Raw genomic sequence first — 19,688 nt, forward strand, 5'->3', positions numbered from 1 at the left:
AAAAAAGGCAATTTCCAATTCAGTGCCGTAGGTACTGCACTCAGGTTGCATACCTACGGCTTGCTGAATACTTATTTTTGCTTTCTACAAAGCTTTTACTCCTACGGAGTATCCTTAAATAATGACATTGCCCCTTCCCCTGGGAAGGAATTGCACGTACCCTTGCTTTTTTCCTATAGACTCAAGACTTTGGACTCATGACTTCTAACTAAAGCCCCACACCAACAAGGTGCTCCGGCAAAGGTATTTTCTCACTAAAAGAATCCGGCACCGGCACTCCACGTCCATTTTGCAGCGGGATTAATCCCGACCAGATGTGGAGTGCCTCATCTTCCTCCTCATCAACCGGCATCCCCGAACGGATCTTGGCCGACGCCTCGTCGATCTTGAAAGCTAAGGCGGTTGTTTTACGCACTTCGTTTTCTTTGATAGGGCGTAGGTAATCCCAACTGCCTGGTACAATTTTATCGGTGAGCCATTTAAAGGCTTCTATTTTATCTTCCAGGCTTTCCACCTTTTCGGCCTGCGCAAATATCACTACCGAACGATAATTAACCGAATGGTGAAAAGCCGATTTGGCCACCACCAGGGCATCCATAAGCGTTACAGTAATACAAACCGGGATACCTTTTTCCAGTTCGCGGATAAAGTGGCTGCCGACCGAACCATGGATGTAAATTTTTTCCCCGTACCGCACAAACGCGGTGGGGATAGAAAACGGCTTATTCTTAAACGAATAGCTGACGGTGCAATACAGCGCTTCGTCCAATATGCTATGGATGGTTTCCGGTTCATAATTGGCCCTTTTGGCCGAGCGGCTCGGAACGAGATGTGATTTTTGGGTTGCCATTGTTTCTATTTGTTTATGTATTTAATGATCATTTATTTAAATATATCTGCGCTTAATAATCGCGTGACTACTCTTACCGGTGAGTGAACGCCAGGATATGATTAATGCTATTTCGTCCACATGGGGGCTCTCCCAGTATGCACTTACCCATGGTTATAACCCGATTTAAAAGCCTCCTGATCACTTTCAGAAGACCTGAAAAGGGCAATTGAACACGATGTGATTCCTGAGTTGCCATACTTTTGTTTTTTGTTGTAATTAAATATCGTCGAAGGCGACTCACCCGGTCTACGCTTCGCTGGACCACCCTCTCTCCGGCTTCGCCGCAAAGAGGGTAAAGAAAAAAGAATAAAATCCCCCTCTTTGCCCAAAGGGCAGAGAGGGGTGACAAGCGTAGCGATGTCGGGGTGAGTCTATACATTACCCTTGCCGCCATTTTGTTTTTTATAAAATTATGCGTTTATTGGATCACACAAATCATCCAATTTTTATAAAACGGGTAGTCCAGTTTACCATGCAGATACTTTCGTCTCTTTTAAATATCGATAAAAACGCTGCCTTGTCGGTTTATTTACAGATTGGCAATCAGCTGATGGCATTGATCAAGGCAGGTACCTTACCAGCTGGTTACCGGCTGCCAGGCACCCGCCAGCTGGCACTTTCATTAAACGTTCATCGCAAAACGGTAATACGGGCTTATGATGAATTGCTGGCGCAGGGCTGGCTGGAAAGCCAAACCGGCAGCGGTACATTTGTAGCCCGGCATTTACCTGCTGTTAAGCCGCAGCCTTTAGTCGCCGTTTCTGCAAATACCACGAAAGTGGCCGGTTTTGCCATTCAAGGCGCCCCGCACCTTAACCGCAAAGTGGCCGATTTGAGTACATCATTACATCTTGATGATGGCTTTCCGGATACACGCCTGGTGCCGGTAACCGAACTGTCAAGAGCATACCGCACCCAGTTGTTAACCGGTAATCCTTACACCCGTTTAGGTTATGGCGACACCCGGGGTACAGCCTGGCTGCGCGAAGAACTGGCGACATACCTGAACCAAACACGGGGTTTACGTATTACGCCCAACAACATCCTTATTGTACGCGGAACAGTGATGGGTTTGTATTTGACTTGCACCGGCTTGCTACAGCCCGGCGATACGGTAGTGGCTGGAGAACCTGGCTGGGCGGGCGCGCAAATGAACTTTTTACAAGCAGGCGCCAACCTGGTCAAAATACCTGTTGACGATCACGGTTTGGATATCGATCAGCTCGACCGTCTTTGCCGGCAGCAGCCGGTACGCTTGGTTTATGTAACATCGCACCACCACTACCCCACCACCGTAGCCTTGCGGGCCGATCGCCGGATACAACTGCTGGCATTGGCCCAGAAACATGGTTTTATTATTTTTGAGGACGATTTCGATTACGATTTCCACTATCAGAACAAACCGCTGATGCCCTTGGCCAGCGCCGACGAAGCAGGTATGGTATTGTATTGCGGCTCGTTTTCGAAAAGCATATCACCCGTCATCCGGGTGGGGTACCTTGTCGGTCCCGAAAACGTGATCGGGCATCTGGCCCGTCTGCGCCGTATTATTGACCGCCAGGGGGATGCTTTACTGGAGAATGCCGTTGCTGAGCTACTGCAAAACGGTATTATTCAGCGTCATTTACGCAAATCATTACGGGTATACCGGCAACGGCACGATGTTTTTTGCGATCTGATGACCAGCCAGCTGCACAATTATGTACAATTTAAAGTACCCGACGGGGGATTGGCCGTATGGACAAAGTTTGATGCACGTATCGACCTGACCGCGCTATCCCAAAAAGCCTTAAAGCAAGGCCTGTACTTTGGTGGCGAGAGTGCTGGTACTAACGCTATCCGGCTTGGCTTTGCGTCATCTACCGTTGAAGAATTGCAGCTTTGTATTGAAATTCTGGCCAAATTGCTGAGCGATATTTAAATAATTAACCTATTCTTTTTTTGTAGAGACGCATACTTGCGTCCCGTTGCTAAACGGCCCTGATTACCAATCTGGAGACGCAAATATGCGTCTCTACAGTCTTTGATAAAAACAAATTCTACAGGCAACATCCAAATTTTTGGCGTGTCAATTGATAGGTTATGTATACGTATTTGTTACAAAACCCGTTTTATAACAAATTTATTTTAAAACAGCCGCCTGTGTAAGTCAAAACTCATGCGGCATCACCAACATCAACAATTATGAAAAAGTTACTATTAAGTGCGGCATTACTGATAGCGGTAAGCATCGGGGCCAAAGCACAGGTTTCATTAGGTATTAAAGGCGGTGTCAACTTTTCGAGGATCAGCACCGATAATGTAAAAGAATCAACCCTTACCGGTTACCAGGCCGGTTTATTTGCCCGTGTAGGCAACACCTGGTATTTTCAGCCCGAGCTTTATTTGAGCGGCACAGGCGGTAAATTTGAATCGAGCGATAACAATACCGCGTTTAACGGTAAAGTTCGGTTCACCAACCTCAATGTGCCTTTATTAATTGGCAGATCATTTGGTCAAAAGGATCTGAATTTCCGCGTCATGGGTGGACCTATTTATACCTACCAGCTGGATAACAGCGTAAGTTTAGGTAGTAATATCAGCGGAGCCGCCAATAACTTTAACAAAAGTAACATTGGCTACCAGGTAGGCGCCGGTGTTGACATTGGCTCTATTACCGCTGATCTTCGCTACGAAGGCGGCTTAACCAAGGTAAGCGACAGCTTTGCCAAACGCCAAAATCTTTGGGCGCTTAGTGTAGGGTTTAAGATACTGTAAGGGTTCATTAAAACTAAAAAAGGCTGCCATGCTGAGCCTGTCGAAGTATGGTGGGCAGGCCTCTACGCGCGCCCTTCGACAAGCTCAGGGTGACAGCCCCTTTCAACTAATCTATAATATTAAGTCATGCCGAACTTGTTTCGGCAACCCATTAGCAAGGTAAACTACCTAACGGACAACTGTCCCGTGGGATCCTGAAACAAGTTCAGGATGACCTATTTTTATACAACAAAAGCCCCAGCAGGTTACCTGCCGGGGCTTTTGTTTATTCTTATACCACGTCATTGCGAGGCACGAAGCAAGAGCCTCACCCAACCCTCTCCAAAGGAGAGGGCTTTAAAACGTTTTTTAAAGTCTCCCCAATTGGGGAGTTTAGAGGAGCTCTTGCTTCTTCGTTCCTCCACGGGGTTGTTTTGCTTATTTCGCATTAAACTGCAAGCCTGTAACACCGGCTACTAAAGCCACTTGTTTTACCGGTTTGTAAATAAAGTACAGCTTGTGCATTTTACCATCTGTTACCGGGTTAATGGTTACATGGGTAAGACCAGCTTTCTGATCAGCCGCAGGTACCGGCATGCTTCCTTTACCTACCAGTTCCCCATCGGGTGCATCTAAGCGGGCCTCAAAATCAAGGCTGGTGCTTGGCGGCGCCTGCCAGAAGTTGGTCATGTCTACCGAACGTACGCCGGTCAGGTCAATATCATCCACTTCAAACCAGCCGCCGTTTTGTGGCATGATCATTAAATTGATGCCGTTATATTTAAACGCGGTAAAGCCGCTCACTTTTTCGTTGCCGGCAAATAAATAGCTATTACTTTTTAGCGTTGCCACACCGCGACCGGTTAAGGCTTTGATGTTTTTTCCACCATTATCTGTATAAGCAGCTGATAATACCATTGTAGCATTTGGCTGTTTGCCCGGTTTTGGTATGATACTACCCACAGCAGGTAATGATTTCTTTTTACTGCCCTGGTTATTTAACGATAGTACCCAGGTAATGATCTGCTCCACATCGGCTTTCTTGATACTTGGGTGTGCAGACATGGGAACCTCGCCCCAAACACCGGCGCCGCCTTTAATTACCTTTTGGGTCAGTTTACCCATCGCCTTAGCGTCTTTTTTATATTTAGCAGATACCTCGGTAAATGACGGACCTACTGATTTACCCACTTCTTTATGACAGCTTTTGCAATCCATGCTCAGCATAATAGCTTTGCCGCTGCTTTCTGGAGTAGATTGTTCTAATTGCGTTGCCGATACCGGCTTTTTATAGTCATCAATATAATCAACGGCTACAAAAATGCGGCTGCGGTCAACACTGGCAGTTTTAGTACCATCTGTTACCTTAACCGCGTATTTAACCGGTACACCCGGCAGGTAGAAAGACTTGTTGCCGCCGGTAAACTTTACCGTTACCTGCGGCTCTTCGTTACCGGCGTATACATTTATAGGTGTGCTTTTGGTTTTAGCATCGTGACTATCCTTTGCAGTAACTGTAATGTTATAGCTGCCTGCTTTTGTGTAGGTGTAATCCAATTGCGGAACTGAGGTTTCTTTAGTAACACCATTACCCAGGTTCCATGAGTAAGTAACCGGGTCACCTTCCGGATCAACGGCTTTAGCGCTTAGTTTAATAGCAAATGGCAAATTACCTGATGTTTTATTCGCCTTCACGAAAGCTATTGACGGCGGTCTGTTACCACTGATATAATCAATGCGGAATAATCCGGCATCGGGATTTTTACTAAACCAACCACTGCCATACTCTAAACCATATAACCTGCCGTCGGGCCCAACTTCCATATCGATCATGGAATTCACTTTCAGTTTCGGGAAAAAGGGCTCCATTTTGTCAAAGTCGCCCTCAGGGGTCATGGTAACGGCCTTTATCCAGCCACGCATCCAGTCGTAAGTAAGGAACTTACCATTATAATACGCGGGCAGGCGTGTTGAATCCGGGAACATATCCGTATAGTAAACCGGACCAGCCATAGCGTTACGACCGCCAGTACCTACCTGCGGAAAATCGGCCGAAGGCCCGTACGGGTACCATATAAATGCAGGGTGCGCCGGCGGCAGATCCCTCAAGCCTGTATTGTTGCGCGATTCATTAACCGGATGCTCCGGATCAAATGCAGCGCCGGAAGTACCGGTGGCGTAATCATAAACATGGTAGGGTTTGTTATCGGCCACAAAATACGGCCAGCCATAGTTGCCGGCTTTGCGGGCCTGGTTCACTTCGTCGTAACCCATTGGGCCGCGGGTATCTAAACTATCGTTATGCGCATCGGGTCCAACCTCGCCCCAGTACAGGTTGCTATTCTTTTGATCGACCGAAATACGATAAGGGTTCCTGTCGCCCATTACATAAATTTCGGGCCGGGTTTTTGGTGTGCCTTTCGGGAACAGGTTGCCTTCGGGGATATCATAAGAACCATCATCATTGATCTTGATACGCATGATTTTGCCACGCAGATCGTTGGTGTTACCGGCCGAGCGGCGGGCATCAAACTGGTAGTGCCCTGGTCTGTCGTCTAAAGGTGCATAACCGCTGGTTACATATTTCTGTTTTTTCTCGTCAAATGGCGTAGAATTATCTCCCGCCGAGAAGAACAATATCTTATCGGGCCCCGGACCAAAAGCGATGGAACCACCAGTGTGGCAGCAGATCTCGCGCTGGGCTTTTACTTCCAGTATTACTTTCTCGGTTTTTTTAGTGATGGTATCGCCCTCAAAAGTAAACCTCGACAGGCGGTTAACCGAACTATCGGCAGGGCTGTAATAAATATAGATCCAGTGGTTTTTGGCAAAATTGGGATCTTTAGCCAGGCCCAGCATGCCTTCTTCGGCATTTACACCGGGGGTGTGCAGGGTTTTATAATATACATCAAAAGCACCTACCTGTTTTACTTTTTGAGTGCCGTGGTTATACAGCATAATTTCGCCGCGGCGTTGCAATACCAGGATATCCAGGTTTGGCAAAATGGTCATTTCGGTAGGTTCATAAAACTTACCTGTTGATAATTGCGTCTTTTTAAAGCGGTCCTCATCTGGTGCAACCTGTGTTTTAACCTTTGAATAATCAAGGTCTTTGTTATCGCCAATGGCATATTTTATACCACCAAGCAGCATTTTAAGATAGTCGGCATCTTTATAGGTTTCGTTGGTGTGGCCCAATTCGGTATAAAAGGCACGTCCGCCATCATAATCATGATACCACACCATAGGGTGATAGCCCATTCTTTTACCGCCGGTATAGCTGCTTTCATCGATAGTAACCAGTACATGCACATCGGGAGCAAGCGCTTTTTTAAAGCTGTAAAACTCGTCGGTATGTTTCCATACTTTGGGCAGGTGTTTGGTGGCGGCATTATTATTATCAACTACGTTTAAAACACCCGGTTGTACGTTAGGGCTCTTATCATGAATACCCGGGTGGTCATAAAACCAGGCGCCAGCTAAACGGCCATACCAACCCCAATCGTACTCGGTATCGGTAGCGGCGTGTACGCCAACATAACCGCCGCCCGCCTGTATATAGCGTTCAAAGGCAGCTTCCTGGCGATAGTTGAGCACATCGCCGGTGGTGCTTAAAAAAATAACGGTGGCGTATTTTTTAAGATTTTCATCGGTAAACATGTCGGCATTTTTGGTAGTATCTACATCAAACCCGTTTTCGCTACCGAGTTTCTGAACGGCTGCAATACCGGCATCAATAGAGGCGTGGTGGTAGCCCATTGTTTTTGAAAATATAAGCACACGGGGTTTACCGCGCCCGGCTATATTGAATGCAAGATATGTGATGCAGCAACAAGCCGTAAGAAACAGAAGTAGGATTTTTTTCATGATGCTATTACAATTGGTTTTTTTGGGTTTAATGATCAGGAATGGGGCGCTTCGCAATCGATTACAATAATAAGTAATCAATCAAATTTATCATAAAATTATTAAGATAATAATATCAATGCGTAAAAATGACACAATTAAAGAAAGAATCAAGAAATAAGAGTCAGGAATCAAGAGAGAAAGTGCCTTAAACGCAAGAATAAAAAAGTGAAGTATGCTTTTTTTATCTTAATTCTTGATTCTAATCTCTTGGCTCTATTCCAAAAAAGTCTTAAAAACAGCAAAGCCCCTGATGGGCAGGGGCCTTTACTAACCAATTATAAACCTAAATTATGAGAAGAGCTGTAGGAGAAGGAGTCGAACCTCCACGGAGTGGTTATTTTTATTGCTAAAAGTTTCCCAATTTCTCCGCCACCGCGACAAGGAGGTGTGTCTGCCAAAATTTCACCATCCTACAGTAAAGTATTAAGTCTTCAGTTCGAAGTTTTAAGTCTTTAGTCTTTTTACTGACTTCGGACTTTCGGCTTCTGACTTTATACTTAATCGCTGTTGGGGAAGGATTCGAACCTCCACAGAGTGGTTAGCCCGCTTCGGGTTTTCCATGATCTCCGCCACCGGGACAAGGAGGTGTGTCTGCCAAAAATTTCACCACCCAACATTGTTTTTTTGTTTAAAGAACAGAAAGCAATTGTCATTTGCTTGATACAAATTTAATAGACCCATCAATTCCTTGCAAATATTTCAACAAAAATATTTTATTTTTATTCAAATTTTAATTAAACTTGTATTTCAATATAGATATTCAAATTTATGTCCCACAGAAAAGCTCAAAATTTAGAAATTGATAATCTTGATATCCAGATTTTATCAATATTAATGAAGAATGCTACCACTCCGTACACCGAGATAGCTAAAGAGTTAATCGTTTCTGGCGGAACCATACACGTGAGAATGAAAAAGTTGGAAGAGATGGGTGTAATAAAGGGAGCCAGCCTGGAAGTAGATCCTCAGAAATTAGGGTATGATATTACAGCCTTCCTGGGTATCTACCTTGAAAAAGGCTCTCAGTATAACGAAGCGGTTAAGCAACTAAAAACCATAAAAGAGATTGTTGAGCTGCATTATACTACCGGCGAATGGAGTATTTTCGCCAAAATAGTATGTCATGATACCACCCACCTGCGCGAGGTTTTGAACGAACAGATCCAGGGTGTTAAGGGTATTCAACGTACCGAAACTTTCATCTCGCTTGAAGAAAGCATCAGGAGGCAGATCACTTTGGAATAAAATTTTACTTGATATAAAAAGCGAAGGCTGTCATCCTAAGCTTGTCGAAGGATAGGGCGCAGAGGCCCTACCCACATACTTCGACATGACAGCCTTTAATTTATTCCCCTATTTAAATTTGTTCTTCAGCGCCGCCAGTTTTATGGCAATATCTGTTTCCGGTTCCTGTGCCGGTTTTTTGTTATATGTAGGTTTATTATTGCTATTACCGGCGGGCCTTCTGTCGTCATTCCGTCTTTCCTGCGGGGCGCTTTTATCATTTTCTTTCATCGATAAAGCTATGCGTTTGCGGTTCACATCAACTTCGGTTACGGTAACTTCCACTTTCTGGTGTACTTTCAATACTTCGTTAGGATCTTTGATATACCGGTTGGTGATCTGGCTCAGATGAACCAATCCATCCTGGTGAACACCGATATCTACAAAAGCCCCAAAATTGGTAATGTTGGTGACGATGCCGGGTAGTTTCATGCCTACCTTCAGGTCGCCTATGGCATTTACGCCATCGGTAAAGCTGAAAGCCTCAAATTGCTCGCGCGGGTCGCGGCCTGGTTTGGCCAGCTCGGCCATAATATCGTTCAGCGTAGGTAAGCCCACGGTTTCTGAAGTATATTTTTGCAGCGGAATACTTTTACGCAGCGGGGCATTGCTCATCAGATCTTTCACCGTACAGCTCATATCTTTGGCTATTTGCTCCAGCAGGCTGTAACGCTCGGGGTGTACCGCGCTCGAATCCAGCGGGTTTTCGGCCTGGTGGATGCGTAAAAAACCGGCGGCTTGTTCAAAAGCCTTATCACCCAGGCGGGGAACTTTTTTCAGCTGATCACGGCGTTTAAAGGCACCATTCTGATCGCGGTATTCCACAATGTTTTGCGCCAGTTGCGGACCAAGGCCCGATACGTAAGCCAGTATTTGTTTAGATGCGGTGTTCAGCTCCACACCTACGGCGTTCACGCAGCTCATTACGGTATCGTCCAGCGAGGTTTGCAGTTTGTTCTGATCCACATCGTGCTGATATTGCCCAACACCTATTGATTTTGGGTCGATTTTTACCAGTTCAGCCAGCGGATCCATCAGTCTGCGACCAATAGATACTGCTCCCCTTACGGTGATATCTTTATCCGGAAACTCCTCCCTCGCCACATCTGATGCTGAGTAGATAGATGCCCCGCTTTCGTTCACCATCACAATAACCACGCCCGGCAAATTCAGATTACGTACAAACACTTCCGTTTCGCGACCGGCGGTACCATTGCCAATAGCAATAGCTTCGATATTATATTTTTGGAACAAATGCTGAACCGTTTTTTCGGCCTCGCGTGCCTGCCCGGCCCCGGTATGCGGGTAAATAGCGGTATTTTCCAACAGTTTGCCCTGCTCATCCAAGCAAACCAGCTTACAGCCCGTACGGAAACCCGGGTCGATAGCCATCACACGTTTTTGACCCAGCGGTGCACCTAATAAAAGCTGGCGGGCATTCTCGGCAAATACGCGAATAGCCTCTTCGTCGGCTTTCTTTTTGGTAAACAGGCGCACTTCTGTTTCCATTGATGGTTTCAGCAAGCGCTTGTAACCATCGGCAATAGCTTGCTTTACCTGGTCGGCTGATGCATTGATGCCTTTTACAAAGGTATCCTCCAGTATGGCAATGGCTTCATCCTCTTCGGGCTTAATATCCAGCCACAGGATCTCTTCCTTTTCGCCGCGGCGCATGGCCAGGATGCGGTGTGATGGCGCCGATTTCACGGCTTCTGTCCAGTCGAAATAGTCTTTATACTTGATACCTTCTACTTCCTTCCCATCAACCACTTTCGATTGAAAAATTCCTTTTTCAATAAACAATTCGCGGATGCGGGTACGTACTTCGGCATTTTCGCTGATGGTTTCGGCGATAATATCCCTTGCACCGGCCAGGGCCTCTTCTATACTGTTCACGCCTTTTTCGGCATCTATATAGGTTTCAGCAGCGGTTTCCAGGTCAACCTTGTTTTGCTCCAGTAGCAAGTCGGCCAGGAGCTGCAAGCCTTTTTCGCGGGCCGTGGTAGCACGGGTTTTGCGTTTAGGGCGATACGGCAGGTAAATATCCTCGAGCGATACCATGGTTTCGGCTTCGTTGATCTGTTTTTCCAGTTCGGGCGTTAGTTTGCCCATGTCAGTCAGCGATTTGAGGATGGCCTCACGGCGTTTATCCAGGTCGCGCAGTTGTTGCACACGGTCGCGGATCTCGGTTACCTGCACTTCATCGAGTGTGCCGGTAACCTCTTTACGGTAGCGGGAAATAAAGGGAATAGTAGCGCCCTCGTCAAGCAAATCAACTGTGGCACTTACCTGCTTTTCGGCAATGGAAAGCTCCTGGGCTATTTTTTTATAATGCGATATCATAGTAAACTTTGGACTGCGAAGTTGGGTACTCTTTGGTTAAAAAGCAAAAATGGTTTGTAAAAAGAATGGTGGTTAATTAGATTATCTATTTGTGGATTTTCTGTGAGCTATCTTAAACCCCCTGCATTTATTATCATCTGGAATATATAATTCCGTTTGAAGAATTGCTTCATTGAACACAATGTCCGCCTCTTTATTCAGTGTGCTGAAATGAATATTTCCGTATTGACAGATACTTATAAGCACGTTGAACTCGGAATCGCTAAAATGTGGAATAAACACAACTCCATTACACCTAACTAACCAAAAGATATGCCTCAAAAAATCTGGTAAATCAACAACATCTACCTTAAGCGCTCCACTAAAGCTTTTACTCACTTTTTTCTGTACCAAATAATCCAATCCCTCTTTTACTGGTTTATAATCATGATCTCTAAATAACCAAGGTATGTTTGCATCACCTAAGCATGAAAGATGATCAAAATTTAAAACCTGTATTAGTTTTGATAACTCTTTGGTCAAACTCCTACACAAAGAAACTGCCGATTTAGCATCGGCATATAAAATATAACTATCATAAGTTTCTGGAAAGAAATACCTATTTCGATAAGGGCTAACCGTTGGAAAGTTTGGATACTTTTCCAAAAAAGATTTTCTCGCGATCTTTTTTATCATCTATTGAATAATATTAGAAATACGCTTCACAACCTTCTCAATCGCCTTACCCCAAAACTCACCCAGTACCAAAGCTCCCTGTTTGTTGGGATGCAGGTAAAAAGTGCCCTGGTTGCCTTTTTCGGGTATCAGATGGGTAAGGTGATGTTTCTTGAAATAGTTGAATGCCTTTTTATCGCCTGCAAAAACATGCTTAGGGTTAGTTGCGCCGTAAGCAGCTACCAGGCTATCCAGTTTAGGCACATAGCTTTGCAGACGGGATAAGCCTTCCTGTAAATACCTGGCGCCATTATAGGTGTTTGGGCTATACCAAATGGGATGATGATAAATAACGATAGCTTTTGGAAAATCGGCCAGCAGCTTCTCCGTAATGGTTTTTACGTTTTGGATATAATCCGCTGGCGATACGGGCGCACCATGAGGGCCCTGTATAGCGCTGTCGTTAGTACCCAGTTTCATGGAAAATATCAGCAGGGCTTCTTTATCCGTAAAGGCACCAGCGGCTTGTTCCACCTGGGCAAAGGTGTTAGTGCCGGGTAAAAAATCGAGCGTGGTATAACCGCTGTGTCCCTGGTTGCTAAATTCAACCGTGCCCAGGTTTGCTTGTTTACGCAGCCAGGCTATGGTGGTAGAGGGTGGCGCTTCCGTAGCTGGGTCACTCAGTTGCGCACCTTGTGTAATGCTATTACCTATAAAAACAACGTTAATGTTTGCTTTTTTGGGCTGGGCGAAGGTTGATAAAATACTGCATAGTAATAGTGCAGCAATAAAGAAATATTTCATAAACTTATTTAATTTACTCCAAAACTCTCATCTTGAGAGAGTAATAGCCCATGAAGAGGCAGAAAGCGAAAATTAAGCATCTATCGACTCACCCCGACGTCGCTGCGCTCGTCACCCCTCTCTCCGCTTCGCGCATAGAGGGGATTTTAATTCTTTTTTTCTTTACCCTCTTTGCGGCAAAGCCGCAGAGAGGGTGGTCCAGCGAAGCGTAGACCGGTCGGCTATGCGACTTGTTTTTAACCTTGTAAGCTTAAACTCCGCCTTTTCATGGGCTATTGCTCTTGAGAGGGGCGCACTGACTGGTGTATGTTTATACGCGCAGAAGAACACACCCCTCCGCCCCTCTCAAGAGGGGATCACACAATGCCCGGCTTTTTCATTCACAACTCACAATTCACTAATCACAACCCTTACCACTTCACGCCCATATTCCAGAACATGAATGCCCATTTATCAACCTGACCACTGATCACCTGGGCCGTACTTTGCCCTGCACCATGGCCTGCCTTAGTCTCGATACGGATCAGTACCGGGGCCGTGCCTTTTTGATACTCCTGCAGACGCGCGCCAAACTTAAAGGAATGGGCTGGAACTACACGGTCGTCATGATCGGCTGTAGTCACCATAGTAGCAGGATATTCCTGTGGCTTTAAGGCATGATAAGGCGAGTAGTTATACAGGTATTCAAACATTTCTTTCGAATCTTCGGCTGTGCCATAATCATAGCTCCAACCGGCACCCGCGGTAAATTTGTTATAACGCAGCATATCCAGAACGCCTACCGCGGGGAAGCCTACTTTAAACAGGTCGGGCCGCTGGGTGATCATGGCGCCTATCAGTAAGCCGCCGTTGGAACCGCCAGATACCGCCAGATGTTCTTTAGAGGTATATTTATTTTTGATGAGATATTCGGCAGCCGCAATAAAATCGTCAAATACGTTTTTCTTTTTCATTTTAATGCCTTTACGGTGCCAGGTTTCGCCATACTCGCCGCCACCACGCAGGTTTGGTACCGCGTATATACCGCCATGCTCCAGCAATATAATGTTCGATGTACTGAAAGCCGGTGTTAAACTAATGCCAAAACCTCCGTAGGCATATAATAAGGTAGGGTTTTCACCATTCAGCACGGTACCTTTTTTATAGGTAATGATCATCGGAATCCTGGTTTTATCCTTCGATGTATAAAACACCTGTTTCGATTCATATTGTTCAGGATCAAATTTCACCCCCGATTTTTTATACAAGGTTGATTTGCCCGTGGCAATATCCAACTTAAAAATGGTGGAAGGATATACATAACTGGTAAAAGTGTAATAGGTTTCTTTCTCCGCTTTCTTGGTGCCAAAACCAGAGGCTGTACCCACCGATGGCAGGGAGATGGTTCGTTCCAGCTTACCGCTCATATCATATTGCTGCACAAAGGAGGTTGCATCCTGCAGATATTCCGCGAAGATTTTGCCACCGCCGGTTGTAGCGCTCAATACATTTTTGGTTTCGGGGATGAGATTTTGCCAATGGGTAACCGTTGGATTCGCGGCATCAACGGTAACAATTTTAAAATTGGGAGAATAGATATTGGTAAGGATATACAGTTTGCTGCCCACATTATCCAGTATGGAATGCTGGTTATCAAAATTATCAACCACATTTACAATATCGCTGCCGGGCTTGCTCAGATCCTGGATATATAGTTCGTTGCCGGTGGTTGATGTCGCGGCGGTGATTACCAGGAAGCGTTCATCTTCGGTAAGGTAAGCGCCAATGTAGCGACGCGGGGTTTTATCGCCACCAAAAATAAGTTTGTCGGTACTTTGTGGTGTGCCCAGCTTGTGGTAGTATAGCTTGTGATACTGCGTCATGCCCGATAGCTGACTGCCTGCTTTGGGCTTATCATAACTGCTGTAATAAAAGCCATCGGTACCTTTCCAGGCCAGGCCGCTGAATTTAATATCGGTGAGCGTATCGCCCACCACGCTTTTATCGGCGGTTTTAATCACGATCACCTTGCGCCAGTCAGATCCACCCTCGGATATCTGGTAAGCGGCCAGGTCGCCATCTTTAGTAAAATCTATTCCCTGTAAAGAGGTGGTGCCATCGGCCGAAAATTTATTGGGATCTAAAAACATCTCGGGCGTACCGTTATCACCTATCTGCCGGTATAATACCGACTGGCTTTGCAAACCATCGTTCTTATAAAAATAGGTGTATTTACCTTCTTTAAACGGCGCGCTGTATTTTTCATAGTTCCACAAAGTTTCCAGCTGTTTGCGTATTTCTTCGCGGTATGGGATTTGGTCCAGGTAGTTTTGGGTAACCTTATTTTCGGCTTTCACCCATTCTTTGGTATCCGCGGCCTGGTCATTTTCCAGCCAGCGGTATGGATCAGGTACTTTGGTTTCAAAGTAAGTATCAACGGTATCAACTTTTTTGGTTTGGGGGTAGGGTAGCGTTTTTATAGTCATTTGTTGTGCATGAGTATAGCTGCAAAATAAAACAGCCATTGCAAATAAACAGGTATTTAGTTTCATGTTGATTTTAAATTACAGGAAAATTAAAGGTAGGAATTTGGTTCATTTGTTCACTGGCTCATTTGTTCATTAGTCTTAGCAAACTGGAGCTGCAAGTTTATCCATCTTGCACCAATGAACAAATGAGCCAGTGAACTAATGAACCAATGAAAGTTAAAAGTTGTTAATTTTAGCCAATCCTGCTGTTTAATTGAGCGGGGCGAGCTATATTAGCCCCCGATTATGAAAATAAGCTCAAACCGGGTCATTTAATCCAGTTTATATTGATAACAGATACTGAGCGTAATTATTTATTTACAAATGGATTTTTACTATCTGTCTTCTTATTAACAATAATGCTTTTTTTTACACGTTTGCTAAACCGAACAGGATAATAAGCGGCAAACGTATACAAGTTGTTAGTACAAATTTATAACATGAAAAAAATCTTTACATTACTTACGGCAGCCCTCATGATGCTGATAGTGTTGAACGCAAAAGCCCAGGATAGTCAGAATGATGGCGACGCCCCGGCCAAGCTTAAAAGCTATGTTGGCATATTTGGTGGTCAGTCGCGCCCGATGAGCGACTTTAAAAGCACTAACTACAGTAACCTGAAAGCCGGTTTTGCCAAAAATGGTTTTGTAATGGGTATTGATGGGGCTGTTTATTTTTATAAACATTTTGCCATAGGCTTTACCGTGTCAAAACAAGATCAGGGTAATTTAACTTTTGATGACGATCAAATAATTTCACAGGGGTATACGGATGATTTTAAAGCCGACGGTTCCACCGTTACTGCCGATAAGCGGTACAGAAGTTATAATATTTTGCTTGGCCCGCAGTATACATTCGTATATCACCATTTCAAATTTGACCTAAGGGCATCGGCCGGCGCTATTAAAAACACCGCCACACCAAGTATAGCGGTTGTTATTACCGGGGTACCGGCACAAACCGGCACATTTACCCAACAAAGCTCAAAAGGTACAGCCTTTGCTTACGGTGGTAGTGCAGATGTTCGCTTTGATATGGGTTCTGGCTGGGACCTACTGCTGAAAGGCAACTATATTAACTCCAAAGGACCAAATATTTCTACCACCGGCCGTACCAGCAACCTGGGCCGTATAGTTACCAAACAACCTATGACCGAAGGTCAGATCGTGCTTGGTTTAGTAAAAGAGTTTTAATTGAAATAAAACAGACAAGATCTGTTTAGCATAAAAAGAGGGCTGTATCATAAATTATGATACAGCTTTTTTATTTTAATGAACCTCTATCTGTTGAGGCTGGCTGGCCACTACTTCGGGCTGTTCTTTAAACATCTCAAAAGTGCCGGTTACGCATACTTGCTTGCCTTTAATATGCGGCAGATCCAATGTTGTTTTGCCTTTTACCGCGACGGTATACTTTTGATGTGTATAAGCCCCGCCCAGATTTAGCAGGGTCAATGTATCGTTTACCATTTTCGTGGAATAAACGGTATCGCAAAGGGTGCCGGTTTTACCCAGGTTGTTTTTAAAATCTGCCGCGTTAAACGCGTGCTGCGCATTGGCCGCGCCTGCAAAAGCGAACAGCAAAGCGGCCAAGGTTAATATCTTTTTCATGAGCATTATTGGTTCGATGGTTTCACTACTGTAATTATAATTCAAAGCACCGAAGTTATGGTATAAGTCATAACATATTTACAAATATTCAATCTCACTCATCCTCTCAAAAGGAGAGGATTTTGACTAACAAAATGAATAAAACAACTATTTAAGCCCCTCTCCTTTGGAGAAGGGTTGGGATGAGGCTTTTGGGATGTTTATTACTATTAAGCACCGGGTTTGCTATCCTTATTCTTATCAGCCTGCTGATCGGCCATGGGAGCTATCCCGTCTTCAAAATTCAGCGTAAAGGCCGATTCTGAGGCACGGCTTGCCCTTTCCAGGCCGCTGATATTAGGCTCGTCGGCATCAAGCAGTTGGTTGCCGGTATCATGCTCTTCGCCCTGTTCAAATTCATTGCCGGGGTCTTTATCCTCCTGAGCGTCGTCGAGGTTTGGGTTTTCTGGGTTTGCCATAATTTTGTGGGTTTAATAGTTATACAACGATAAACAGGTCCGGATGTTTGTTTGACTAAACATAGCGGCGAGCCGGGCTTTCTGCTTTCGTGCTTAAAATGTATTTTTGCCGGGTATGCCAACCCGTAACAAACTTTACTTCGCTTCTGATTTTCATTTAGGCACAGGCGGTTATGCCGAAAGTCGTAAACGCGAAGACAGGATAGTTCGCTGGTTGGACAGCATAAAAGCTGATGCCGCAGAACTGTTTTTAATGGGCGATGTATTTGATTTTTGGTTTGAATACAAAACTGTAGTGCCCAAAGGCTATATCCGCTTTTTGGGTAAACTGGCCGAACTTACCGATGCCGGCGTAAAGCTTTACCTTTTTAAAGGCAATCATGATATGTGGATGTTTGATTATTTTGAAAAGGAACTGGGAGCAACCATCATCAGTAATGAGTTGAAGATAGAACGGAATGGCAAAAGGTTTTTCCTGCATCACGGCGACGGACTTGGGCCTGGTGACGGCTTTTACAAAGTGCTGAAAAACTTTTTCAGGAGCAGCTTTTGCCAATGGCTTTTTGCCCGTATACACCCCAACCTGGGGGTCGGCATCGCCAATTACTGGTCGACCAACAGCCGTATCAGCAATCAAAAGAAAGAAAACCCCAAACCAGGCGAACAGGAATGGCTGGTTACTTTTTGCCGCGAAGAACTTCAAACCAATTTTTACGATTATCTTATTTTCGGTCACCGGCACCTACCGCTTGATATACAGCTAAACCCCAACAGCCGCTACATTAACCTGGGCGAATGGGTAAACTACAATACCTACGCCGAATTTGACGGAGTTATATTGAGTTTGAAAAGTTTTGAGCAGTAAGGTGGTGAATAGTGATTGATGAATTTTGACTTGCCAATCCACATATATTATTATTTGCATAGCGGTTTTGACTCACCACTCACTATTCACCAATCACTATTTACCCACTCACCATTCACCGCACAATACTTACAATACACTGAATTATATATGCCTGAAAATATGTACTTTTGTGCGCTTTTTGCAGTAAGCCTGTATCCCGTACGAAAAACATAAACAACTTTCCTGTCCGGACCACCATTAACTGTAATAAGCTAAAGATATTGAGGATAATATATGTTAGAGAAATTAGAACTGATATTTCAACGTTGGAAGAGTGTAGAAGGCGAACTGAGCAATCCGGAAGTAATGTCGGATATGAAACGCTTTGCCCAGCTGAATAAGGAGTATAAAGACCTTGCCAAAATTGTTGATGAGTACCACATCTATCGTAACATCATCAGCAATATTGATACAAATAAAGAGATCCTGGCTACAGAAAAAGACGAAGAATTTCGTGAAATGGCCAAAACCGAACTGGATGAGTTATTGATCCGGCGCGAAGAAAAAGAAGAAGAGATCCGCCTGATGCTGATCCCTAAAGATCCCGAAGACAGCAAAAATGCTATCGTCGAGATCCGTGGTGGTACAGGTGGTGATGAGGCAGCCCTTTTTGCCGGCGACCTTTACCGCATGTATATGCGCTATTGCGAAAAACGCGGCTGGAAAACCGAACTCGTTGATTATACCGAAGGTACCAGCGGCGGCTACAAAGAGATTGTATTTAATGTAAACGCCGAAGACGCTTACGGCAATCTAAAATATGAGTCGGGTGTTCACCGGGTACAACGCGTACCGGATACCGAAACACAGGGCCGGGTGCATACTTCCGCTGCCACGGTTGTGGTATTGCCCGAGGTAGATGAGTTTGATATCGATCTGCAGGTGAGCGATATCCGCAAGGACCTTTTCTGCGCGTCGGGACCAGGCGGACAGTCGGTAAATACTACTTACTCCGCGGTGAGGTTAACCCACCTCCCTACCGGTATCGTGGCGCAGTGCCAGGATCAAAAATCGCAGTTAAAAAATTACGATAAGGCTTTACAGGTATTGCGCTCACGTGTTTACGAAATGGAATTGCAAAAACACCTGGAAGAAACCTCTAAAAAACGTAAAACCATGGTATCAACCGGCGACCGTTCTGCCAAAGTGCGTACTTATAATTATCCGCAGGGACGCTTAACCGAGCACCGCATTGGCCTTACCATATACAATCTGCCCGGCGTAATGAACGGCGACCTGCAGGAAATTATGGAAGCTTTACAGTTTGCAGAGAATGCCGAAAAGTTAAAAGAAGGAACAGTAGTTTAAAGACCCTTATCCGGTTTTTCAAGGCCGGGGCTAATCTTTGGACAATATATAAAATGCCATAAGTGTGCTACTTATGGCATTTTAATTTACAGGCAATCCTTTTGATCTAACCAATTGTAATCCAATTGTTAAAAAATGTGAAAACTATCGCGGTGCGATAATTACGCCCCCTTTTTCATCTTATTTTCATATAAGGGGGCTACTTTAGTTTTTGTACAGCGATAATGTAGCGCTTTTAAGAACAGGTTCGTATTGCTTTTAGCGCTTTGTAACACT

The 19,688-nt window shown here is 44.8% G+C and carries 14 protein-coding genes and 1 tRNA gene; 6 read left to right on the forward strand and 9 right to left on the reverse strand.

All coding sequences use genetic code 11. The annotated features are described in order from the left end of the window. Positions 1–208 precede the first annotated feature (208 nt). The gene (locus ACNURT_RS00890; RefSeq protein ID WP_419700142.1) at positions 209–850 is read right to left on the reverse strand and encodes a pyridoxamine 5'-phosphate oxidase family protein; all 642 of its coding nucleotides are present in this window, start codon (positions 848–850) and stop codon (positions 209–211) included. A 463-nt stretch (positions 851–1,313) separates the two neighbouring features. Between ACNURT_RS00890 and ACNURT_RS00895 the strand changes: the two genes are divergently transcribed. Together ACNURT_RS00895 and ACNURT_RS00900 are read left to right on the forward strand one after the other, a co-directional pair. Then, on the forward strand, positions 1,314–2,813 hold the full coding sequence (locus ACNURT_RS00895; protein WP_419700143.1) for a PLP-dependent aminotransferase family protein: 1,500 nt from the start codon (positions 1,314–1,316) through the stop codon (positions 2,811–2,813). Positions 2,814–3,076: 263 nt separating this feature from the next. Beyond that, positions 3,077–3,649: a porin family protein gene (locus tag ACNURT_RS00900; RefSeq protein WP_370998415.1), complete on the forward strand. Its 573-nt coding sequence runs from the start codon at positions 3,077–3,079 to the stop codon at positions 3,647–3,649. A 417-nt stretch (positions 3,650–4,066) separates the two neighbouring features. Here the strand turns inward: ACNURT_RS00900 and ACNURT_RS00905 are convergent, their stop codons facing one another. Further along, a complete protein-coding gene (locus ACNURT_RS00905; protein ID WP_419700144.1) occupies positions 4,067–7,495 on the reverse strand; it encodes a ThuA domain-containing protein in 3,429 nt (1,142 codons plus the stop codon). Positions 7,496–8,041: 546 nt separating this feature from the next. After that, a tRNA-Asp gene (locus ACNURT_RS00910) sits at positions 8,042–8,153 on the reverse strand. Positions 8,154–8,305: 152 nt separating this feature from the next. On the opposite strand from ACNURT_RS00910, the gene ACNURT_RS00915 reads away from it, so the two are divergent. Then, complete coding sequence (locus ACNURT_RS00915; RefSeq protein ID WP_076373882.1) at positions 8,306–8,782, forward strand: Lrp/AsnC ligand binding domain-containing protein; 477 nt, start codon at positions 8,306–8,308, stop codon at positions 8,780–8,782. 108 nt (positions 8,783–8,890) lie between these two features. Here the strand turns inward: ACNURT_RS00915 and ACNURT_RS00920 are convergent, their stop codons facing one another. The 4 genes from ACNURT_RS00920 to ACNURT_RS00935 form a co-directional block, all read right to left on the reverse strand. After that, entirely contained in the window at positions 8,891–11,164 is a 2,274-nt protein-coding gene (locus tag ACNURT_RS00920; RefSeq protein WP_419700145.1) for a Tex family protein, read from the reverse strand. Between the two features lie 81 nt (positions 11,165–11,245). Continuing rightward, positions 11,246–11,839, reverse strand: coding sequence for a hypothetical protein (locus tag ACNURT_RS00925; protein ID WP_419700146.1), 594 nt, complete (start codon positions 11,837–11,839; stop codon positions 11,246–11,248). Then, positions 11,840–12,622: a GDSL-type esterase/lipase family protein gene (locus tag ACNURT_RS00930; protein ID WP_419700147.1), complete on the reverse strand. Its 783-nt coding sequence runs from the start codon at positions 12,620–12,622 to the stop codon at positions 11,840–11,842. A gap of 410 nt (positions 12,623–13,032) precedes the next feature. After that, on the reverse strand, positions 13,033–15,153 hold the full coding sequence (locus tag ACNURT_RS00935; protein ID WP_419700148.1) for a prolyl oligopeptidase family serine peptidase: 2,121 nt from the start codon (positions 15,151–15,153) through the stop codon (positions 13,033–13,035). A gap of 416 nt (positions 15,154–15,569) precedes the next feature. Between ACNURT_RS00935 and ACNURT_RS00940 the strand changes: the two genes are divergently transcribed. Further along, positions 15,570–16,322: a hypothetical protein gene (locus ACNURT_RS00940; RefSeq protein WP_370998409.1), complete on the forward strand. Its 753-nt coding sequence runs from the start codon at positions 15,570–15,572 to the stop codon at positions 16,320–16,322. 75 nt (positions 16,323–16,397) lie between these two features. Here ACNURT_RS00940 and ACNURT_RS00945 read toward each other — a convergent pair whose 3' ends face one another. Both ACNURT_RS00945 and ACNURT_RS00950 read right to left on the reverse strand, forming a co-directional pair. After that, positions 16,398–16,739 carry a hypothetical protein gene (locus ACNURT_RS00945; protein ID WP_419700149.1) on the reverse strand — a complete coding sequence of 114 codons (342 nt, stop codon included), beginning with the start codon at positions 16,737–16,739 and terminating at the stop codon, positions 16,398–16,400. Positions 16,740–16,948: 209 nt separating this feature from the next. Beyond that, positions 16,949–17,197, reverse strand: coding sequence for a hypothetical protein (locus tag ACNURT_RS00950; protein ID WP_419700150.1), 249 nt, complete (start codon positions 17,195–17,197; stop codon positions 16,949–16,951). A gap of 115 nt (positions 17,198–17,312) precedes the next feature. Here ACNURT_RS00950 and ACNURT_RS00955 point away from each other — a divergent pair, with 115 nt between their 5' ends. Both ACNURT_RS00955 and prfA read left to right on the forward strand, forming a co-directional pair. Continuing rightward, positions 17,313–18,062, forward strand: a complete 750-nt coding sequence (locus ACNURT_RS00955) for a UDP-2,3-diacylglucosamine diphosphatase (RefSeq protein ID WP_419700151.1) — start codon at positions 17,313–17,315, stop codon at positions 18,060–18,062. A gap of 276 nt (positions 18,063–18,338) precedes the next feature. Continuing rightward, positions 18,339–19,412, forward strand: a complete 1,074-nt coding sequence (prfA, locus tag ACNURT_RS00960) for a peptide chain release factor 1 (protein ID WP_370998404.1) — start codon at positions 18,339–18,341, stop codon at positions 19,410–19,412. The last annotated feature ends 276 nt before the right edge of the window (positions 19,413–19,688 follow it).

Origin of the sequence: Mucilaginibacter sp. NFX135 (assembly GCF_048565145.1) — a bacterium.
In the GTDB taxonomy this organism is placed as follows: Bacteria; Bacteroidota; Bacteroidia; order Sphingobacteriales; family Sphingobacteriaceae; genus Mucilaginibacter.

Coding starts and splice junctions, on each gene's coding strand:
- ACNURT_RS00890 (WP_419700142.1), bottom strand. CDS start 850: ATGGCAACCCAAAAATCACATCTCGTTCCGAGCCGCTCGGCCAAAAGG.
- ACNURT_RS00900 (WP_370998415.1), top strand. CDS start 3,077: ATGAAAAAGTTACTATTAAGTGCGGCATTACTGATAGCGGTAAGCATC.
- ACNURT_RS00905 (WP_419700144.1), bottom strand. CDS start 7,495: ATGAAAAAAATCCTACTTCTGTTTCTTACGGCTTGTTGCTGCATCACA.
- ACNURT_RS00915 (WP_076373882.1), top strand. CDS start 8,306: ATGTCCCACAGAAAAGCTCAAAATTTAGAAATTGATAATCTTGATATC.
- ACNURT_RS00920 (WP_419700145.1), bottom strand. CDS start 11,164: ATGATATCGCATTATAAAAAAATAGCCCAGGAGCTTTCCATTGCCGAA.
- ACNURT_RS00925 (WP_419700146.1), bottom strand. CDS start 11,839: ATGATAAAAAAGATCGCGAGAAAATCTTTTTTGGAAAAGTATCCAAAC.
- ACNURT_RS00930 (WP_419700147.1), bottom strand. CDS start 12,622: ATGAAATATTTCTTTATTGCTGCACTATTACTATGCAGTATTTTATCA.
- ACNURT_RS00935 (WP_419700148.1), bottom strand. CDS start 15,153: ATGAAACTAAATACCTGTTTATTTGCAATGGCTGTTTTATTTTGCAGC.
- ACNURT_RS00940 (WP_370998409.1), top strand. CDS start 15,570: ATGAAAAAAATCTTTACATTACTTACGGCAGCCCTCATGATGCTGATA.
- ACNURT_RS00945 (WP_419700149.1), bottom strand. CDS start 16,739: ATGAAAAAGATATTAACCTTGGCCGCTTTGCTGTTCGCTTTTGCAGGC.
- ACNURT_RS00950 (WP_419700150.1), bottom strand. CDS start 17,197: ATGGCAAACCCAGAAAACCCAAACCTCGACGACGCTCAGGAGGATAAA.
- ACNURT_RS00955 (WP_419700151.1), top strand. CDS start 17,313: ATGCCAACCCGTAACAAACTTTACTTCGCTTCTGATTTTCATTTAGGC.
- prfA (WP_370998404.1), top strand. CDS start 18,339: ATGTTAGAGAAATTAGAACTGATATTTCAACGTTGGAAGAGTGTAGAA.